This is a genomic window from Persicobacter psychrovividus (assembly GCF_036492425.1).
Classification (GTDB): domain Bacteria; phylum Bacteroidota; class Bacteroidia; order Cytophagales; family Cyclobacteriaceae; genus Persicobacter; species Persicobacter psychrovividus.
Window position 1 is genome coordinate 846421 of the sequence record NZ_AP025293.1, and the last position, 20935, is coordinate 867355.

14 protein-coding genes are annotated in these 20935 nt (G+C 44.6%); 8 read left to right on the forward strand and 6 right to left on the reverse strand.

What is annotated here, in order from left to right; all coding sequences use genetic code 11:
* Positions 1-9: 9 nt before the first annotated feature.
* Positions 10-708 carry a 4'-phosphopantetheinyl transferase family protein gene (locus tag AABK40_RS16640; RefSeq protein ID WP_338398217.1) on the forward strand — a complete coding sequence of 233 codons (699 nt, stop codon included), beginning with the start codon at positions 10-12 and terminating at the stop codon, positions 706-708.
* Between the two features lie 34 nt (positions 709-742).
* On the opposite strand, the gene AABK40_RS16645 is transcribed toward AABK40_RS16640, so the two are convergent.
* Positions 743-2524, reverse strand: a complete 1782-nt coding sequence (locus AABK40_RS16645; protein ID WP_338398218.1) for a cytochrome-c peroxidase — start codon at positions 2522-2524, stop codon at positions 743-745.
* A gap of 255 nt (positions 2525-2779) precedes the next feature.
* Positions 2780-4294 (reverse strand): PhoX family protein, encoded by a 1515-nt coding sequence (locus AABK40_RS16650; protein ID WP_338398219.1) that lies wholly within the window; start codon positions 4292-4294, stop codon positions 2780-2782.
* A 365-nt stretch (positions 4295-4659) separates the two neighbouring features.
* Here AABK40_RS16650 and AABK40_RS16655 point away from each other — a divergent pair, with 365 nt between their 5' ends.
* The gene (locus AABK40_RS16655; protein ID WP_338398220.1) at positions 4660-6252 is read left to right on the forward strand and encodes an ATP-binding protein; all 1593 of its coding nucleotides are present in this window, start codon (positions 4660-4662) and stop codon (positions 6250-6252) included.
* Between the two features lie 345 nt (positions 6253-6597).
* Here the strand turns inward: AABK40_RS16655 and AABK40_RS16660 are convergent, their stop codons facing one another.
* Positions 6598-7536: a S1/P1 nuclease gene (locus tag AABK40_RS16660; RefSeq protein WP_338398221.1), complete on the reverse strand. Its 939-nt coding sequence runs from the start codon at positions 7534-7536 to the stop codon at positions 6598-6600.
* Positions 7537-7839: 303 nt separating this feature from the next.
* Here AABK40_RS16660 and AABK40_RS16665 point away from each other — a divergent pair, with 303 nt between their 5' ends.
* From AABK40_RS16665 to AABK40_RS16675, 3 genes are all read left to right on the forward strand, one after another.
* On the forward strand, positions 7840-8328 hold the full coding sequence (locus AABK40_RS16665; protein ID WP_338398222.1) for a hypothetical protein: 489 nt from the start codon (positions 7840-7842) through the stop codon (positions 8326-8328).
* A gap of 754 nt (positions 8329-9082) precedes the next feature.
* Positions 9083-11863 carry a phosphoenolpyruvate carboxylase gene (locus tag AABK40_RS16670; protein WP_332922478.1) on the forward strand — a complete coding sequence of 927 codons (2781 nt, stop codon included), beginning with the start codon at positions 9083-9085 and terminating at the stop codon, positions 11861-11863.
* A 109-nt stretch (positions 11864-11972) separates the two neighbouring features.
* Entirely contained in the window at positions 11973-12125 is a 153-nt protein-coding gene (locus tag AABK40_RS16675; protein WP_338398223.1) for a hypothetical protein, read from the forward strand.
* A 203-nt stretch (positions 12126-12328) separates the two neighbouring features.
* Here the strand turns inward: AABK40_RS16675 and AABK40_RS16680 are convergent, their stop codons facing one another.
* Both AABK40_RS16680 and AABK40_RS16685 read right to left on the reverse strand, forming a co-directional pair.
* Positions 12329-13240, reverse strand: coding sequence for a lysophospholipid acyltransferase family protein (locus AABK40_RS16680; protein WP_332922479.1), 912 nt, complete (start codon positions 13238-13240; stop codon positions 12329-12331).
* Positions 13241-13338: 98 nt separating this feature from the next.
* Positions 13339-14037 (reverse strand): spondin domain-containing protein, encoded by a 699-nt coding sequence (locus AABK40_RS16685; RefSeq protein ID WP_338398224.1) that lies wholly within the window; start codon positions 14035-14037, stop codon positions 13339-13341.
* Between the two features lie 287 nt (positions 14038-14324).
* Here AABK40_RS16685 and AABK40_RS16690 point away from each other — a divergent pair, with 287 nt between their 5' ends.
* Genes AABK40_RS16690 through AABK40_RS16700 form a run of 3 tightly spaced genes read left to right on the forward strand, consistent with a single transcriptional unit; the run spans position 14325 to position 19339 of the window.
* Positions 14325-16499: a peptidase domain-containing ABC transporter gene (locus AABK40_RS16690; RefSeq protein WP_338398225.1), complete on the forward strand. Its 2175-nt coding sequence runs from the start codon at positions 14325-14327 to the stop codon at positions 16497-16499.
* Positions 16500-16511: 12 nt separating this feature from the next.
* Positions 16512-17867, forward strand: a complete 1356-nt coding sequence (locus AABK40_RS16695) for an HlyD family secretion protein (RefSeq protein WP_332922482.1) — start codon at positions 16512-16514, stop codon at positions 17865-17867.
* Positions 17864-19339: a TolC family protein gene (locus tag AABK40_RS16700; RefSeq protein ID WP_332922483.1), complete on the forward strand. Its 1476-nt coding sequence runs from the start codon at positions 17864-17866 to the stop codon at positions 19337-19339. Before AABK40_RS16695 ends, AABK40_RS16700 begins: the two co-directional genes overlap by 4 nt.
* A 328-nt stretch (positions 19340-19667) precedes the next feature.
* Here the strand turns inward: AABK40_RS16700 and AABK40_RS16705 are convergent, their stop codons facing one another.
* On the reverse strand, positions 19668-20882 hold the full coding sequence (locus tag AABK40_RS16705; protein WP_338398226.1) for a DUF445 domain-containing protein: 1215 nt from the start codon (positions 20880-20882) through the stop codon (positions 19668-19670).
* Positions 20883-20935 lie beyond the last annotated feature (53 nt).

Sequence of the window (20935 nt, forward strand, 5' to 3'; positions counted from 1 at the left end):
TTTTTGAAGATGAATCAAATTCAGCAACTACAATTAAGTAACCAGCAGGGACGTGTGGAAGCGACAGCCTATTGTCTTCGGGGCGCACTGTCAGACCAGCCAAAGGAGGATGATTATCTCAGTTCGGAAGAACACGCAATAGCTCAGCAATTGCCTGCAAACCGACAGGCCACTTTCCGGCTCGGAAGGTTTTTGCTCAAAACCATCGCCACACGCATTTTCAATATTCCCATGGCGGAAGTAACCATCAGCAAGGGCACCTTCGAACAGCCTATTTTAAAGCATCCCGAGCTGCTGGATTATTCCTGCTCCATCACCCATTCTGCAGATCAGGTTATGGTCTTGCTATTTCCCCGAAGCCACCCCATGGCGGTAGATATGGAATATATTTCCCAGCCCGAGGAGCGCATTCAGGCCATTGAAACACAACTTACCTATCAGGAAAAACAGCAATGCTGCCTATTGAATATTCCCCATAGCCACCTGTTGTTATGGTCAGCAAAAGAAGCCCTTTCCAAATGTCTGGGCACAGGCCTGATGGTGCCTTTTACCCTGCTCGAAACCGTACAACTGGCGCAGAAAAACGAGCAGACGACAATGGAATTCAAGAATTTTGGTCAGTATCGGGCCATCAGCCTACAGGGGCAGGAATACCTGATCACGATTTGCTATCCGGCGAATCATCGCCTCCATGGCTGGGCAAACTGAAGGGCGTAGCTTCAATCGGCAATGCAGCCAATTTTTAGTCTTGTTCTGCTTCCATCGTTACAAAAGGAATGAGCCCTTGCTGTTCAGCAGGCTGATCGTTGAGGGCCGCTAAAAAAGCGATTAAGGCGTCTTTTTCATTTTGACTCAGGTGTAATGAATCTGCAGGCAGGGTTTGATGTGGAATGTTGAGCCCCAAACCTGCGCCACCGCCTGCATCATAAAATTCAAGGACTTTTTCCAAACTGCTGAAGGCGCCATTATGCATATAGGGGGCCGTCAGTGCACTGTTGCGAACCGTTGGGGTTTTAAAGGCAAACAGGTGGAGGTCGGCCTGATAGAGGTGGTACTTTCCAGCATCAGGGTCGAGGGTGGGTTCCCTGAAATTTTCAGTAGCCGTAATGCCCAGCACCTCGGTTTCTGTTTCCGTAAAATGGGGCGGCACGGTTCCGTTAAATAGGGGGAAGAAATGGCAGGTGCCGCATTGGGCCTTGCCCATGAAAAGGTCGAAGCCGTGTGCAACCTGTGGATTATCGGGGAGCTTGCTGAAAAGCATTTGGTCGAAAGCACTTTGACCTACGGGAATGGAACGAATATAGTCTGCCAAAGCCGTTTGGATTTGCAAGGGGGAAATTGAAGGGGTGGGGCCGAATGCCTCTTCAAAATATTTTTGATAACTGGCTTGGGTGTTGAGCTTCTCGGAAACCATGGCGAGTGAACTGTTCATCTCTTCTGGATTGCTGATCACCTGGCGGATTTGGTCTTCAAGTTTGCCTGCTCGGCCATCCCAAAACTGTAAGGACTGAAAGGCGGCGTAGTTCAGTGAAGGGGTATTTCGGGGCAATGGTTTTTGTTGACCGATGGCGAGATCTCTCGCCTTTGTGCTGGCAAATGCATGGTTGGTTTGATGGCAGCTGGCGCAACTTCTTTGTCCGTTGCCTGAAAGCTGTGGGTCAAAGAAGAGCTGCTCCCCAAGCTCGGCACTTGCCGGGATTTTCCTTTTCAAAGGATGAAGCGAAAAGTAGTGCGGGTTGAATTGCTGAAGTTTGAAAAGGCTTTGTTCCCATGGTGGCATCATTTGATTAAATGACAATGCTTTGACTTGGTTGGTTTTGCGCAGGTTATTTAGCGAACGCTCCAAAGGGATGAAATATTTTTTGATCAGGTGGTAGGAACTGTAGCCGTCAATACGCAGGGCTCTTTGCAGTGCATTGATGTAGTAGATGGTAGTGCTCTGTAAGTGAAAGTGATGGAGGTACGGCTTAACGCCTTCGAGGCTGGCGATCATTTCCTGATGGCTGTGCTTGGCCACAGGGCTGTCGAAATTACTCAGGCCAAGGGCGGTATAAGTGAGGATTTGCTCTCGAAAAGCCTGAAAAAAATGTGCTTCGGTAAATTGAATGTACTTTGCCTGACGGCACAGGCCTTGGGCGTAACTGTACAGCTCGTTTATTTTTTCCCGGACGATACTGCTGTCGGCAGGATGAAAAGGAAACAGGTATTCCTCGACGACCTGAAAGCCAGTGGGGTGTAAGGTTTTTCGGTTGGCATCATGCTCATCCACTTTGGGTAGCACAGGGCCATTGACTTTTTTTACCGCCTCGGGCAGATAATAATTGGGCCAAAGTTCAAAAGATTTGAAAGCGAGGCGTGCTTCAAAAAAGCGGGATTGCAGGCTGTCTTGTTGCATGGGGCTTTGTTGCAGCGCATGAACTTTGTTCAGAAAATGGTCGGCTTGCTGTTGGTTGATCGTCGCCATCTCGGGGAGAGTCTGGCAGGCCATTACAGGTAGCAGAAGGAGAAAGAATAACTTTTTCATGGGCATAAAGAGCAAGCGACTATTGCAGTTGGGGTTGCCTCAGCAATTTTTGTTTGCTGCAATGGTCTTTGAGAAAATAATTTGTCGTAGCGCGTGTTTTAAATCACTTCTGCAATACGCCAAGTTTCCGTTGCGAATTTCAAGTTTAAACACACGGTTAATGGCGGCCTGAAGCGATCGCCTTTGGTGGAACAAGGCGTGAAAAGGAGCCTCCAAAAGCTGGAAACTCCTTAAACAACAGGATAGAAATGGGGGCTATTGAGGTAATCCTTTGAGGATCAGTATTTGACTTCCTTGCATTTCATTTGGCCTTCCCGAACCACCGTCAACACCTTTAAATCTTTCTTCCTTCCAGGTGTGTGGCTGAATGGCCAAAAGGAAAACATCATCGATTCCGATTTGATCGGAAATAGAGATCATGCCACCATACTCCCAGGCACCAAAGGCCGAGGAGGGCCCATTGAACCAGTTGGCATCGGTTTTATCGGCATCGTTACGACCATGATCCAGCTCAAATGCAATTTTCAGCTCTTTGGTGGTCAGGTTGTACTGATAAATGTAGGCGTCATGGGTTTCATTGCCATATTTGTTGGGATCTTCCTGCACATAAAGGAAGTTGGTGCCGACGCAAATATTGTCGGGGTTTTGAAAAGTGCCCGCATTACTGTCTCTGTCGTCACCATCCAAAATCACTTCCAATGTACCTTCAAGCGGGTTGTCTTCTGAGAGCATCAGTTTGTAAACGCGACCATAAACCGAACGGCTGTTGTCGCTGTTGTCTCCTCCATTTCCCTGCCCCGTAACGTTGAAATAAATTTCTTTACCATTGCCTTTGTTGTAGTCAATATCTTCTACTCTTCCGAAAGGAATGGCTTTGAGGTCGGTGGAAGCTTGGTTATTCTGTGCGCCTGTATTAGTTTCGGCATTTTCAATTTCAGCAAAAACCACAGGGTAGCTTTGCCCAACGACCATCTGACGCTCGTTCATGTTTTCATCTGTTCTTTTAAGCACATAAACCGACCCTGTGCTCAGGTCGCCAACAGATTCGGAACGATACATGGCCAATTGTCCACCATGCTGTCTGGAATCATCGTCTCCAATCAAAATAATGGTTTCATCGTAAGCACTCGCAGGTAATGGCACGGCATTTTCGGCATTCCATCGGCCCAGGGCAGGCAGGTGTTTTGCAATGTTGGCATCTGCGGCATTAGCAAAAGGATCGATGCCTTGCACCTGCGATTCTACACCACTTTCTCCAGCCGTCAGAAACAAAGGGCCGAAGCCATGCTCCTGAAGGGTGGCCATAGTGGCAGAGCAGCGGCGGGTACCAGAACCATCTGAATTCAGGATGTACTCCCCCTGAATAGGTTTGAAGGTGTCGTCAAGGATGATTCTTGAAACGGCGTAATTGTCTTCATTGTTAATCAACAAAGCGTAGCCGTCGGTCATAGGTGCCAAGCCGAGGCCATCAGCCGATCCGCCAAAGGTGAAGGCAGGGCTGTTGATAAATTTGTCTTCACTCGAGAGCAGGGAGTAAACCTCCACATCGGTGAAGCCTTCTTTGGCCATGATGAGTGCTGGGGTTTTAGAAAAGTTTTCGAATTGAATGGCCATCGGTGCGTCTGCACCATCGCTACCATCAATGCCGTCGGTGCCATCGACTCCGTTTTCACCATCGATTCCGTTAGTTCCTGCAGGGCCCATAGGTCCTTCGCATGCACAGAAGCTCATCGCCGCAGCGATTGTCAATAAGTAGATTCTCTTCAACATAATTGTTGTCAGTTGATGTTGGTTAATGTTTGTATGTCGAAGTTAGAAAAGCAATATTTCCTTGATTTTAAGTGAAGTTCAAACTTTATATGTGAGATAGGATCCAATATGCTGTCAATGTTATGTGTATCATCAGCATGCCGTTGCACCATTAAAACAGCAGGGATTATGGGAGAGATTAGGGCGAAAAAAAGGGTGGTGACACAAATAAATACCAATGTTTATTTGTGAGTGTGGTGTAAATTTCGAGTCTGTTTTTAGTGCGTGCCAGCCACGGCAGGCCTCCTTGTTTCGGATAAAGCAGATTCATTACATTTCCCAAAAAATCTGTATCTTTAAACTTGAATGTAAAAATGGATTACCCCATGAGCAAAAGACAAGCATTACCGATCGGTGTACAGACATTTGAGAAACTTAGAGAACCTAATCAGGATTTTCTTTATGTTGATAAAACGGAGTACGTTTTTGAAATGGCCAAAAGTTATGGTTATTACTTTTTGTCACGTCCCCGTCGTTTCGGAAAATCCATGCTTTGCTCCACCTTTGAAGCGCTTTTTGAAGGAAAGCAGGAGCTGTTTGAGGGGCTTTATATTCATGATAAATGGGATTGGTCGCAAAGTTATCCTGTGATTCGGATTGATCTGAGTGGAATCAATTATGAGAATCTTGAGTCAGTAAAAGATCAACTTGGGAATTCATTATTAAGAACCTGCCTAAAGCATAACATTCCATTCGAAGACCTAAAACAAAATGGTTTGGGGCCCAAATTTGGTGAATTGATCGAAAAATTACACCAAAAATATGAAAGCAAAATTGTAATCCTCATCGACGAATACGACAAACCCGTGCAGGATACCCTGTCCAGTGATGATCAATTAGCGGCTAAATCTTTAGATGTTTTGCGGGGTTTTTATTCGGCGATCAAAGCGTCGGATCAATATATTCGGTTCTGCTTCATGACAGGCATTACCAAATTCACGGGTGTTGGACTGTTCAGTGGGGCAAATAATTTTGAAGATATTACCCTTGACGGTCAATACGCATCTATTTGTGGTTTTACCCAAAATGAATTGGAAACCTGTTTTGGGAGCTATTTTGATGATGTTGATATGGAGGAGGTGAAGGCTTGGTATAATGGCTATAACTACCTTGGCGACAAGGTATACAATCCTTTTGATATCTTATTGTTCCTGAAGAAAAAAGCAGACTTTGATAACTATTGGTGGGATTCGGGACAGCCTAATTTTTTGGTTAAAATGTTCGAGAAGGGTGTGTATGAGACCTATGAGCTTGATAACCTCGAGCTTTCAGCCCAAGAGCTGAAACAGTTTTCATTGACCAATCTGAACTTGGCTTCTTTACTTTGGCAGGCGGGCTATTTGACCATTACTAAGGTGATTCAAGAACCTTACGGTGGGAAAAGCTATGTGCTCAGCACTCCAAACCGAGAGGTTCAAATGACATTAAACATGCTTTTTCTGGTAAGCCTGACGGCTGTGGAATCCAACCGATTGCTGAAAAGAAATGACGCCATAAGAAGTTTATACAAAAATGATTTGACCCGATTTGAAGCAAGTGTTCGGGCCATGTTTTCAGCTATTCCATTCAACAACTACGTGCAAAGCAACATCCAAAAATATGAAGGCTACTACGCCTCAGTGATGTTTAGCTTTTTGGCCGGGCTTGGGCTTAAATGCCGTACTGAAGAATCCACCTCCAAAGGACGTATTGATATGGTCATGGAAACACCAACACACATCTATGTGGTCGAATTTAAGGTGAATGCGCCAAAGCCTAAAGGCAAAGAGCAGGGGGAAGCGATTCAGCAAATCCATCAGCAAAAATACTATGCGCCCTATTTAAATGATGGTCGAAAAATCATTTTGATCGGAATGCATTTCAATGAGCAGGAGCGTAATTTGGATTGGTTTGAGGTGGATGATGTCGTGGAGGGGTGATGCTGTAAAGGGGGCATTCATTAAAAAAATGACCTGTCTATTTTTCTAACGGACATAAGAGCATCAAACGCACTGGAGTGGGTTCAACCCTTCGACCATCGAAAATCGACCGAATTGATGGCCTATTTAGAGCTGTTGCACAATGATGCTTGTATTTACTACACCTAATTCACACATGTCTGTTACGAAACGGCCTTTCCTACCTCATATGCTGAAGAGTCGTTCTGTATTAGCTTTGGGTTTTATACCGATGTGAAGTATTGAAATTTGGTGGTAAATGATCCATTGACCATTGTGCCGCAGCCCTACTTTTTAAAGGTCATTTTTAGGCGAAAACCAGCGACATTACATGTTGGCTTCGTCGATATTTTGCTTCAGCCATATCGCCAAACGGTTTGCTGCAGCATAAGCGCGCTGATAAGCAACTTTTTTGGCCGTCTTGCCATAATCCACGGGAAGCACTGCTGCACCTTCGGCAGTTCTGCTTGCAGGCAGTTGATTGTTCCAGTAGGCGTATTTCACGGCGCAATTGAAACTTTCTGTTTGCCACTGCACAGGGTTCATATTACCTGATGGGCGTTGGCCTTCCATATCTTTTTTGATTTTCAGGGCGGTCTGAATGGCCTTTTGCTGATTTTGACTTCGGCCTAATAGCTGGTCCCAGTAGGAATGCAAACGGTAGGATGTCTTATTGGTCGCCTTGGTTTTAATGTAAAAATCATTGCCGCCTTTATCGCCACTGGCGCTTTGTGCAAACGGCCCCTGATAGTTACTTGCGGCATGCAAAGGCTGGTGAATATCCTCTACCAGGTGCGACATCCAGCAAACGGCAATGGCTTTGTCGTTAAGGTTGCTCGAATGCACCTGTTTTTTGGCATATTCAATGCCATTATAAATGTCTTTCCCTTTTTTAGGACGGTAATGGGCATCATGACCATGAATGAAATCCACACGGCCATTGGTGTAGTGCCAAAAACTGTTGGTGGTCCCTTGGTAGGGGAAATTTTTCATCTTGATATCATCAGGCCACTTGGAGGCGCACATGAACATAAATTCATCTTCAGGTATGCCTGCACCATATTGGTCGAACCATTTTTTCCATTCTGCATGGTTGGGGTGATGGTTCAGAATGATGGATACTTTTTTTTGAGTGGAAGGGGATAGTTGTTGCCAGCACAGGGAGGCAATGACCATGTGCCCTTGCTTGCTCCAGGCAAAAGTGCTGCTGATACTTCCAATGACCAACAACAGGCACAGGGTGCAAACTTTGAGTAGGTTTTTCAAAAGACTAATTTTGTGATATTAAATAAAGTAAAAATGATGCTTATCGGGCTTCTCGTTTTACAACACGCGCGTACAGCCTCTCAGAGGGATTTTTACGCACGGAGGGAAAAGGAAAGCCATTGAATTTAATTATTCTCTTTATCATCAAAATTAGCACCAAATTCCATTTTTGGTCTGCTGTTTGCAATATAGTTTTAGTGCTTTGCGAAGATAGCAATCAAGGAGTTGTTTTTTTTGAGTGCTTTAGAAATTTAATAATTTAATAGGGTCGTTTTAACGATGACAAGCGGGGAGAGAATAATCATGGGATGCCAGGAATACAATAGCTTGGATATGCTGGAGGGAGGAATGAATGATGCCCTCAGTTTATTGCGGGAGCAGCTGTTGCGCTCCTTTGGAGATAATGGTCAGGTGATACTGGAAACGGTTGAATTGAACATCAGGCAATTGTTGTTTGGTGCACGGGATTTTGAAGTGCATTTGATCGCTCTATATGAGCAGATGCGGAAGATGGCAATTTGCGCATTGTTTCCCATTTCAAACCCTGATACCGCCTTTACTTTTGGGAATACCATGATCCTGCTGGCGAATAATAAGCTGAAAACGATTGTTTATAGTATCGATGGTATGGAGGATATGGAGGATATTCAGGCCAAAACAGGGCAGATCGTGGATGCACTCTTTAAAGTATTCGTTTGCGCAACCATGGATCAAGCTGATATGAAATCAGAAGAGGATTTGCAGCACGCCTCACAAATGGCACAGTATTTCATCGCTTATTTCGGCGGATAAAAGAGCTCAATGCGCTGCCGCACATAATACTGAACCTTGATCATCTTCATTTTTAATTTTTACATGCCCTTTTGCACAAAATATGCACGCGGCATGAAGGGGTTATTTTGCCTTTTGCTGAACACCTGTTCATTTTTTTAGCAATAAATTCAGAAATCATTCCTTTTTCAGGCCTTTTAAATGACTTGCCCCCTGACTTTGGCGGCAAGTATTCCGCAGGCCTTTTCCAAGCGGACACTCGCGGTTTTTGTCCTATCTTTCAGAGGATTGATAGGGTTTAAACATTAAATTATAGGGTGTGTTTGTCTGAAATCGCCATGTGATTGTTTTTTTTGAAGAAATAACAGCCGTGTTATCTTTTTGTTATTATCGCCTATATAAATGGTTTATTGTATGGGATTTTAATTATTCAAGCTATTTTTGGAGGCGTTTGGTAAGGAAAACATGATTTTAATGTGAAAATGCTTGGAATAGTGGGCATTTGTTGGCAATTATGTTGATCGATAGACTTGAGTCGTAATGCAACGATTTGATGATCTATTGTAAAATAGTTAGATGGTTTACTTGTTAATCATCAAAGCTGATTGCAGTGTGGGGTTTGTTAAACAATCATTTTCTATTACTTTTCAGCTATAATCTATATGAGGAGTGTCACCTTTATGATAATTTTTTTAATGATCTTAAGGGGGGGTATGCTTAATGGATTGTACTATCTTTGAAGAACTAATTTTCAACAATAACTTGTATTCAGTTTATGAAGGCGGTGAGTGTGCTTGATGAAGTCAGACAAAAACTTGGAAAGTCTTATGATGACCTTTCGTTTTTATTAGAAGCCCTTAAAGAGGTTTTAATCGAAAACGGAGAGTCCGAGATTGCCAATCAAATTCCGTGGATCAACGATGTTCCACCATTTAACGAAAAGAAATTCCAGAACCAGCACGTACAGTTGTATTCTATCATTTTCAACTTAGTGAATATGGTAGAGGTGAACGGTGCGGTGCAAAATCGTCGTCAGATTGAGAACGAATCTCTTGCAGGCGTAAACGGCTTGTGGGCGAGTAACTTCGAAAAACTGAAAGGCGCCAATATCACTGAAGATGATATTTTGGAGCATCTTTCAGATATTTGTGTTGAGCCTGTATTAACAGCTCACCCAACGGAGGCGAAAAGACATACTGTTCTTGAGCATCACCGTGAATTGTATCTTTTGTTGGTAAAGCGTGAGAACAATATGTTCTCCAAGTTTGAGCAACAGGAGATCCGTAATGAAATTAAATTGGCGTTGTATCGCCTATGGAAAACAGGGGAAATTTACCGCGAAAAACCAGATGTAAAGTCTGAGTTGAGTAATATCCTTTATTATATGACCAATGTATTCCCTGAGGTAGTGCCGATTATGGACAACCGCATGCGTCAGGCATGGGAAGCATCGGGCTTTAGTGCAAGTTCTCTGGAGGATTACCGCCGTTGGCCACAACTTAAGTTTGGTAACTGGGTAGGTGGCGACCGTGATGGTCACCCATTGGTAACTGCTGAGGTTACTGCTTATGCTTTGGAGCAATTGCGCTTGAATGCATTTGTTGTGCTTCGTCGCCGTATGGTGAAGTTGCTGAAGCACCTGAGTTTTGCCATGGATTTTGAGCAGGCAACTTGGGAAATGCGCAAGCGTATGCAGGAAATGATCCTTGAGGTTGGCCCTGCAGGAAAAGAATATTTTGAGCGTAACCAAGGCGAAGTTTTCCGTCAGTACATGAACTTGTGTATGGCGAAATTGCCTGTTGATCTTCAGCGTGGCCACGCAGTGGCTTACCATGAGTCAAAAGGGTCTTACAAAAAAGCGTCAGAATTGTTGGCGGATTTAGAGATCCTTCAGCAAGGATTGGTAGAGTACGGGGCAAAAGGAATTGCCTACCAGGAGGTATTTGAAGTACTTCGTATGGTAGATATTTTCGGTTTCCACTTGGCTCGTGTTGATGTTCGTCAGAACTCAGAATTCCATGAAAAAGCCTTGGCTGAATTGATGGAGTCTGCAGGTTTGGATGCTGAAGCTTATTTGTCAGCAAATGAGGAAGGTCGTTTGGCATTCTTGAACAAAGAATTGGAAAGCAACCGTCCGTTTGCAACAGGTAACGCTGAGCTTGGACCACACGCCCGTGCGGTAATCGATGCTTACACCGTAATCTCTAACCATATTACAAAATATGGCCACAAGGGTATCGGTTCATTCATCATTTCCATGACCCGTTCGGTATCCGATCTATTGACCGTATTCGTCTTGGCTCGTGAAGCAGGATTGACGCGTAAGGTGAATGGCGAAGTGGTTTGTGAAGTGCCAGTAGCGCCACTTTTGGAAACCATCGAAGATTTGGCGGAAGGGCCAAAAATTCTTCAGGGCTTCTTGAATCACCCATTTACAAAACGTTCTTTGGCTTATCATCAAAAACTCAACGAGGCGAACCGTCCGTTGCAGATGGTGATGGTAGGTTACTCAGATTCGAACAAAGATGGTGGTATTTTGGCCAGCCAGTGGAACATCTTCCAGGCACAGCATTTGCTTGCTGAGGTAGGTGCAGAAAATGGTGTTCAGATCGAATTTTTCCATGGTAAAGGAGGTTCAATTTCTCGTGGTGCGGGACCAACGCATTACTTTGTAGATGCACTTCCTCATGGTTCTGTAGATGGACATGTCCGCCTGACAGAGCAAGGAGAAACCATTGAGTTGAAATATGCCAACAAAGTGAATGCTTCTTATAATATGGAAGTGTTGCTGGCAAGCACAATGAGCAAAACGATCATGGATCGTTTCTCGAAAAAGCAAAAATTAGCGCACCCATTGGAGCCATTGTTGGCACGTTTGTCTGAAGAGGCAAAGAAACCATATACGGCTTTGTTGCATGGGGAAGGATTTATTGATTATTTCCGTTCTGCAACGCCAATTGATGTGATTGAAAGCAGTAAAATTGGTTCTCGTCCTTCGCGCCGTACAGGAGCAAAAACGTTGAACGATTTGCGTGCTATTCCATGGGTATTCTCTTGGTCGCAATCACGTTACCACATGACCTCATGGTTTGGTTTGGGAACAACAATGGAGCAATTGAAGCAAAATGAGCCTAAGGAATATGCCAAATTCAAGAAGGCGATTTCTACGGATCCATTCTTGCGCTACGTATTGACCAACGTTGATACTTCTATTGCCGCAACCGACCGCAGCATGATGGAAGCTTATGCTTCTTTGGTGCAGGATGATAAAATCCGCAAGTCTTTCCTTGACAGATTCACGGGTGAGTATGAGAAAACAAAGTCGATTTTGGCCGACTTGTTGGATCGTAAAATTCAGGACCGTCGTAAAGGACACTACTACTCTAACCGCCTTCGTGCATCGATCATGAACGATCTGCACCGCAAGCAAATTGTTTTGCTGAAGAAATGGCGTGGTGAGAAACTTGATGGTGCCGATGAGAAGTCTGAAAAGACCTTGGAAGAATTGTTATTGACAATTAACGCAATTGCTGGAGCCAACCGTAACACTGGTTGATACACCGCAATAAGCTAAGTGCATATAATAAAGGCACCCTTCGTCATGAGGGGTGCCTTTTTTTATCTTTATCATTTTCTGATCTTTTTACCTGCAAATTAATTTCGGTATGGAATTACCCGATTTGGTATTGGCAGTGTTGCCTCAGGCGTGGGCAAGGATTAAAAAATACAGTGTGCACGATTTATACCTTGAGCCAATAGTTGATTCTCGAGCGGGGATAAGTGCAGCAACCTTTGAATACAGAACGGATCATCTGTAGACCCTAAAAAAATCAGGGTGTTTTTACAGGTCGTGGCATTTCGTCAGTGGAAAATATAGCCTCATCAATTATTGTTCAGCAGCATTAAATCCCCAAAGTTGGGTGGCCTTACCCGTGTTGTTGAGAGGGCCCCGCCACGTAATGGTTATTCTCGAACCATCAGTTGCAATCATCAGCAATCATCAGCAAAAATTCAAAAACGGTTAACTGGCTTGTTGTTCCGCTTCGTATTGTCGGGCATTTTCTTCTACCCGCTCCCTGGTCAGCTTCCATCGCTTGTGCGTCCAGAGCCAATATTGAGGATTGGCCAAAATATCTTTTTCAAGCATTCGGGTATGTTTTTCGGTAATCTCTCCGTAAGGTGTCGCCTGAGCATCTTCGCAGATCAGCTCTGCATCAAAAATATAGTGCCCTCTTTTGAGCTTACGAACGTGCATATAACAAACGGCATGATCATATTCTTTGGCATATTTCTCGGTACCGAACATCACGGGCGTGTCTTGGTTCAGGAATTTTGTGAAATATGCCTGACGAGTGTGATAGGGTGGACATTGGTCGGCACCAAAACCACTGACGGTCGGTTGCCCTTTATGGGACTCAAACATCGCCTTGACCTGCTTTTTCGGGAACATTTTTAAACCGAAATGTTGCCTGCTCTTCAGGAATTTCTGATCGAGGAATTTATTCGACAGCGGAGCGTAAAGCCCATCGACTTTGTGTTTGAGCAGCAGGGGAATGGCAGTAGCGGCAATTTCCCAGTTATTATAATGGCCTGAAGCAAAAACCACACTTTTGTTCTTCTCATAAAGGGTGTTCAGTGCCTCGATGTCTCCCGCCTGAAAGCGTTGTCTTATTTGTTTTTCGGTGATGGTGAACAAATCGATGCTTTCAATGATCAGGTCGCAGAAATGGGCATAAAACTGATTGGCGATTTTGTTGACCTCCTGCTCACTTTTCTCAGGAAATGACCGGCGGATGTTGTCAAGGACAATCTTTCGGCGATAGGGAACAATATATCGGATGATTAAATAAATAAGGTCTGAAAGAAAATATTGCAACCTGTTCGGTAAAAGAGAAACAGGAATCAATATCAAATAATAAACGACTGCAAACATAGTTTTTGAACAAAATATAGAAGTCGCTAAAATAGTGAATTATCTATTAATCTTAATAGCTCAATACAACATACTCTCAGATAAATTGAGATGCAGGATCATTTTTTTGTGAAGGTGATTTTTGCCAATACTGGCGTCTGCTCATCAGAAGCACTGAAAGGGAAACCTGACAGCGGAACAATATGCCCTTTTTCCCGCATTTCCATTTCATCGTCACCAAAGCTCTGCCCACCGTTCAGCCCCGCATCGTAGGAGTTCATATTCAATGTGAGGTTTGAGACAAAATAGCCATCTTTCAGCAACGAAATATTGCGTAAGCCGACAAACCAGTCGGGGCTTGGAGAGATGCTTCCCAAGACGGACACCAGGCTGTTGGTTTCATCTACCGTCAGGTTGAACGATACAGAAGCGTTGCCAGAATCCAGGGCGGGGGAGTAAATCAGCTCGCCAGCATTTCCTGCATTAATTAAAGATTTGATATGTCGCTGAAGCTTCTTGGCATCGTTATTTACAATAAATTCACTGAGCCCATTCGGCGTTTCTTTTTGCATACGGTATAGCTGTACCGTCGAAGGGTGGGTCATGCCTACGAAATTACTGAACGCAGGATGGGCCGGATAGTGGTCTGGGAAGTTATCTTTGGTCCATTGGCCAGTGATGGTTACCAAGTAAGTGGCTGATACTTCGGGGGTTTCCGAAATCATGCTATTTTGGAATGTCATTTGACGGGGATTCCTGTCGCAGGCAAATAATAGGATAATTCCGATGAGGAGAAAAGGCGTGTAGTTTTTTGTCATGCAGCATATGTTTGAAATATATGCTTCAATAACACATTTTCAGGGGGATATGTTCAATTTTAAACGGCCTTGGTTAAAATAAAAATAGAACAAAATGGGGAGGGTTGAATTATGGGGTTGAAAGCAGCTCCCCGAATTATAAAAGTCAGATGAATAAGCGCATTTAACTGCGGAATTGTCGTGTTTTTTACACTCTTATTTAGGTGGTAGTTTAGATAATCCTACTTTTTGCCTTAAATTTATGCTACCATAAAACAATTTAACCATCAACGAGGACAAACTTTTTTATGAATCAATTACAACTTTTTCGTACGGCGGAATTACTGGCCGAACGATCTGGTCTTGCTTACGATCAGCGAGCAGTGGAGAAATTGGATTTAGCAGGGAGTACAGCTCATTACTCAGAGGTGCGCAACTTCTGTAATGATCTGAGCAAGATAATGGGAGTGAATGATTTGTTGGTTCTTCGGAACGAGACAAGCGAAGAATCCTTGTTAAACTATTGTAAAGAGCTGGAGAACCCCATGCTGGTCTTTGCGATGCTCGAAGGGGGACTTACCCCTGTACTTTTACATCAACAAAAGAACAAATTAGAAGCTATTGCAGTACGTTCTGGCGGAGAGGAGGAAGTGCCGATTTCCGCCCTGACCGAACTGACCCGATTTGAAAAAGGCGATGTGCTTTTTCTAATGGTTTTCAAGAATCAGTCACCAGGTGCGGTGGAGGATGCCTCTGACAACCATGAACACCTGACTCCCTACCAAAGACTGGTGCGCCTGCTGACGGTAGAGAAAAAAGAGATTGCCTATATTTTTATATATGCGATCGTGATCGGACTCATTGGGCTGACCCTGCCCTTGGGGACGCAAGCGATTATCTCGCTGATTTCCTCTGGCGTACTCTTTACGACGGTCATTTTCCTGATCGCCTTCGTGCTCATTGGCGTTTTGCTTACTGGCGGACTGCAAATTATGCAACACTATATGGTGGAGATTTTGCAGCGGCGGATTTTTGCCAAGGCGGCATACGATTTTGCCCTGCGTGTACCGAGGTTTAAACTTGAAGCCATCCGCGGAGATCATGCTCCAGAGCTGATGAACCGTTTCTTTGACGTACTGACCATTCAGAAGTCGTTACCCAAACTGCTGATTGATATGTCGGGGGCGCTGTTGCAAATTTTCTTCGGGCTGATCCTGTTATCATTTTACCATCAGTTTTTTGTCTTTTTTGGCATCTTCCTCTTCCTTTTCATTGGCTGGTTTGTATTGCAGACAGGTAAAAACGGAATGAAGTGGGCGATAAAAACTTCCAAAGATAAATATCGGGTGGTGTATTGGCTTGAAGAGCTTGCCCGATCGCTGACGGCCTTCAAAATGTCGGGAACCACCTATTACCCCGTGAAGCGTACTGATATTGCGGTGGAATCTTACTTGACCCACCGAGCAAAGCATTTCCGAGTATTGATGGGCCAGTATGGCTTTATTGTCCTTTTTAAAATGCTGGTTGTTGGCGGTGTTTTAGTGATCGGTTCTTTGTTGGTGATTGATCGCCAGATTAGCCTCGGGCAGTTTGTGGCTTCAGAGATTATCATTGTTCTGGTCATCAACTCAGTAGAGAAAATTATCGCCTATTTGGATGCCGTATATGATATTCTTGTAGCCGTTGATAAAATTGGTCACGTGATGGATATCCCGCTCGAACGACAAGGAGGAGTGAAAGTGGAACGTCAGCCAAAAAATAATATTGGTATGCGCCTGGAGATGCTTGAGGTTTCTTATGCTTATGAAAAAACAAGCCGCTTCGGTATTAAGGATTTTACGCTTGATATTGAGGCTGGGGAGCGCGTCGCCATTACGGGTTACAGCAATTCAGGGAAAAACACCCTCATGAGCCTGATTGCCGGGGTCTATGATAACTTTCAGGGCGCGATGGTCTATAATGGGCTGAATTCACGCGATGTGGATTTGGTGAGTTTCCATGACCATATTTCCATGAACCTGAGTGAGACGGAAATTTTCGAAGGGTCGATCTATGATAATATCTCGGTCGGTAAATCCAATGTAGATTATCACGATCTGATGGACGCCGTAAAAACCGTGCGCCTGGATCGTGAAATCAATATGATGGAGGCTGGTTTGAATACGCCGCTTGTTGCTGGCGGACAAGGGTTGTCCACTTCTACGGCCCTGAAAATATTGATTGCCAGATGTATCGTTAAAGCACCGCAGTTGTTATTGCTCAACGATAACTTGTCGGCTTTAAGCAATGACGACCAAAAGCATATTTTGGCCTACCTGACGGCCAAAGAGCGCCCATGGACTTTGATCATTTTGTCTGACAAGCCCAAAGTTCATGCCCTTTGCGAACGCATCCTGATTTTGAAGGAAGGAAAACTGATCCTTGATGGACCGACCGCCTCGGTGTCGCAAACGGAAATCTACAAAGATATCGTCACCCTATAATTTCGCTACCAAATGTTGAACGTTTCAAAAAATAGAATGTATTCGCAGGCGGAAGAACACCGACTGCAGACCCTGAAAACGCTTGTTACACCTCAATATGGAAAAATCCTGGCCAAATGGCTGGTGGGGATCCTGGCTTTGCTGTTTCTGATCATGTTCGTGCCCTGGCAGCAGAATATTAAAGGTTATGGTCGGGTAACGGCTTTTCACCCTTCAAACCGCCCGCAAAATGTGCAAACCACTATTGCCGGTCGTATTGAATCGTGGCGGGTACGGGAAGGTCAGTATGTACACGAGGGAGATACCCTGATGGTGATCTCTGAGATTAAAGATAAATTTTTCGATCCGGAATTGCTGCCAAGAACCAAACAACAGCTCGAGGCCAAGGAGAACAGTCTGGGGGCGAAGGCCAACAAGGTTATTGCACTGGAAAAGCAAATTGCCGCCCTGAAAAGTGCTTTGTCTTTGAAACTGGAGCAGGTGAAAATCAAGCAGCAACAAATGGTGCTGAAGTTTGAGTCTGATAGTATTGAGTATGAAGTGGAGCAGATCAATTACGATGTTGCGCAGAAGCAATTTGACCGTCAGCTGAAATTATATGAACAGGGGCTGAAATCCCTGACCGATCTGGAGTCGCGAAAGCTTAAACTTCAGGAAAGTTCAGCAAAAATGGTGGCCAAAGAGAATAAATTTCTGGCGACCAAAAACGAGATGCTGAGTTTGAAGGTAGAGGTGAATGCCATTCAGGCGGAATACCTCGACAAGATATCGAAAGCGGAATCGGACCTGGGAGCAACCCGCTCCGACCTTTTTGAATCGGAGGGTTCTTTGGCGAAAATGGAAAATGAGTATGCCAACCTTCGGATTCGTAAAGATCAGTATTTTATTAAAGCACCGCAGGATGGTTACATCGTCAAGGCACTTATTGCGGGTATTGGTGAAACCATCAAAGAAGGTTCTTCGGTGGTAACGATCCTGCCTGCAAGCTCGGATCTGGCGGTGGAGCTTTATGTAAAAGCCATGGATGTCAGCCTGCTTAGGGCAGGTGCCAAAGTGCGTATTCAGTTCGATGGCTGGCCTGCCTTGCAGTTCAGTGGTTGGCCTGAAGCCTCTATCGGTACTTTCGGCGGTGTGGTAGAAGTGATTGATTATGTAGATTCACAGGGGGGTAAATACCGTATTTTGGTGAAGCCTGACCCGAACGATCAGCCGTGGCCTTCCATCCTCAGGATTGGTTCTGGTGCCAATGGCTGGGCAATGCTTGATGAAGTTCCTGTTTGGTATGAGTTGTGGCGTCAGTTTAATGGCTTCCCACCACAAATGCCTGTTTCAGCGACGTCATCAGTAAAAGAAGGAGGTAAGAAATGAGGCGATGGAAAATGATTTTTTGTGCCTGTTTAGTGATGGTTTTGGTGCTTGAAGGCGCTAACAGCTTGCAGGCGCAAAATATTTCCGTGGATTCCATGCGAGTGGAGGAAGATGGAAAGGCTTTCAGTCTGGATGAGTTTTATCAGATTATTCTTGATCATCATCCGCTGGTAAAGCAGGCGCAATTTTTAAGCCCCCTGGCGCAGGAGGAAATCCGATATGCCCGAGGGAGCTTTGACCCTAAGGCGCAAGCCAAACTGAAGCAGAAGGTTTTTGAAAGTAAAAATTACTATCAGTTATTTGATGGCTATATTTCTGTGCCTACCTGGGTGGGGGTGGACTTTAAGGCGGGTTACGAAAGTGCCTCGGGGATTAATGTGAACCCCGAACATTATGTGCCCGATCAGGGGTTGATGTACGCTGGCGTTTCGGTGCCTATTGGTAAGGGACTCATTATGGATGCCCGACGACTGACGTTGCGAAAAGCGCAGATCGGTCAGCAAATGGCAGAGGCCGACCGCCTGAAGATGATCAACAAAGTGTTGCTTTCTGCTGCCAAGGATTATTGGCAGTGGTATATGGCTTACCGTAATTTTCAGGTGGCAGAAGAAATCTATGAGCTGGCAGGAGATCGTTTTGAGGCCGTTCGAGAGAATGTACTCAACGGGGAAGAGGCGCCTATCGATTCGGTACAGGCACTGATCAACTACCAAAATCGTAGTGTTACCTTGCGGGAGGCTGAAATTGGTTTTGTTAATGCCTCCTTGGTGATTTCCAATTATTTGTGGGATGCAGAAATGAACCCCTTGCAAATTGAGGGCTCACTTTATCCCGTTTACGAGGACCTGATGGGGGGCTATCAGTCGGAAGCTTTTTTAGCCAAACTGATTGAAATGGCCAGTATTTCTCACCCCGATCTGGTGAAGCTTGACGCCAAAGCTCGGCAACTGATTTTGGATAAACGCTGGGCCGTAGAGTCGTTAAAGCCTGAGCTGAACGTGAATTATAACCTGATTAATGAGCAGCTCAGTTTATCGAACAGTAAAGGCGATGCGGTTTTCAATAATAACTACAAGTGGGGCTTTGATTTCAGCATTCCGATTTTTCTGCGGAAGGAACGGGCCAAGCTGAAAATGACCAAGATTAAAATGGAGCAGGTGGATTTTGACCGGGTGCATCGGGAGAAAGAAATTAACACGGAGGTGCTTACGCTCTATAATCAGTTGGTGAATACCGCGCAATTGCTCGACATTCAGCGGAGTATGGTGATTAACTATTCTACCATGCTTAATGGTGAACAGCAGATGTTCAATGCGGGGGAAAGTTCCCTGTTTTTGGTCAATACCCGAGAGAGTCAGCTTTTGGAAGCCAACCAAAAGTTGCTGAAGCTCGAAGTTACCCTGGAAAAAGATAAGGCACAGCTCCTTTGGGCTGCTGGAGTCGAAAATCTTGATTTCTTTGCCGTGCAATAAACGATCAGCAGAAATATTAAAAACAAAAAAGCCACCACGAATTTTTCATGGTGGCTTTTTTATGATTTGAAGGCCCGAGGGGACGTCCTTTTGTGGAGCTGATCCTGAATAGGGCGCACAGGTTAATGGACTTATGAAAATGGATTTGGTAAGCGGCTTAAAATAGCCTCTGAAAACATCTAATTGTGTAGTCTATTAATAAAAGCACTGATCATCATTGCGTGTTCATTTGGAAAAGCCTTTTAATCTGCGGATATATATCAGCCGATAGTTGAAGGTTTTGGCATGGCTAACATTGTGGGCAAATGCCACGATGGTCGAGGTGGTTTTAACCGATGAGCTGCTCAATGGCAAAGAGCAACAGGCCGATCAATCCACCAATCAGCGTACCGTTGATGCGAATGTATTGAAGGTCTGCACCAACCTCCTGTTCGAGTCTTGGCGACAGGTCCTTCCACTCCCGTACGGTGGTTTCAATAATGCCCGAAATTTTCGTCCGTTGGCCAATAACCCAGTCCGAAATGCTCTCCTGAACTTTCTGATTCAGGTTTTCCTTGAGTTCCTGATCCTGGTAAGTTTCCGTGATGGTATTTTTGATGATCGTATTGAGATAGTCCGCAATTTGCCCCTCTTTTTGAACAAGAATGGCAATAAGTTTATCCTTATTTTCTGACCACAGCTTTCGGCTCATTTGGTGGAATTGCTCACTGTTAATCAGCTCCTTTCGGTAGGTGTCGATTTGTGATTGCCATTGGGGATCATTTCCTAATTTCTCCAAAAGGGTATCCGTTTGCCGATCCGTCCAATCTCCCAGCATGGAATGGTAATCCTTGTCGATATCATCTAAAAATTTATAAAATTTATCCCGAGCCCTGTTCTTTGAGGCTTCCAACACGATAATCTCCAGAAAGCTGGTTGTTTTGCCAAGCTCCTCATATAACTGATTAAAAATCATCTGTCGGTTTTCACTCACCAGTTTAATGACCTGTTGCGCCAATAGGTGGTGTCGGTTTTGCTTCTTCTGAAAGGCCAGAAGGTCGGTGATAAACTGGCGAACATCCCAATGGAGCACCGCCTTTTCAATATTTTTATACAGGAAAATGTCGGCAAGCTCATGATCTATCTGCCCCACAATTCGGGGTAAGTTTTTACTGATGAGCTGGCTGATTTTATGAACTTCTTTTTCAGATTGTGCCCAATGGTACAGGCGGTCGATCAGGTTGAGTTGCGCCGTTTCCTGCCTGATGATTTCCTCTGTAAGAAAATTTTCCACCACAAAAGTGCTTAGCCCCTCGGCGATGGTCAGGCGTTTATTCTCGATGATGTTCGTATGCGGAAAAGGGATGCCCATAGGGTAACGGAATAATGCCACCACGGCAAACCAGTCGGCAAGTGCACCCACCGTCCCTGCTTCGGCGAAGGCTTTTACCCAAGCCCATGCGGGGGAATATCGTTGCGCAAACAGGGAACCGATAAACAGGCAAATCATGAGCAGCAACAGCACTAAGGCCAGATTTTTACTTGTAGTGGAAGATTTTTTCATGTTAAAAGGTGGGGTATTTTTCCGAGGAAACCAAAATAATACTTAAAGGTGTT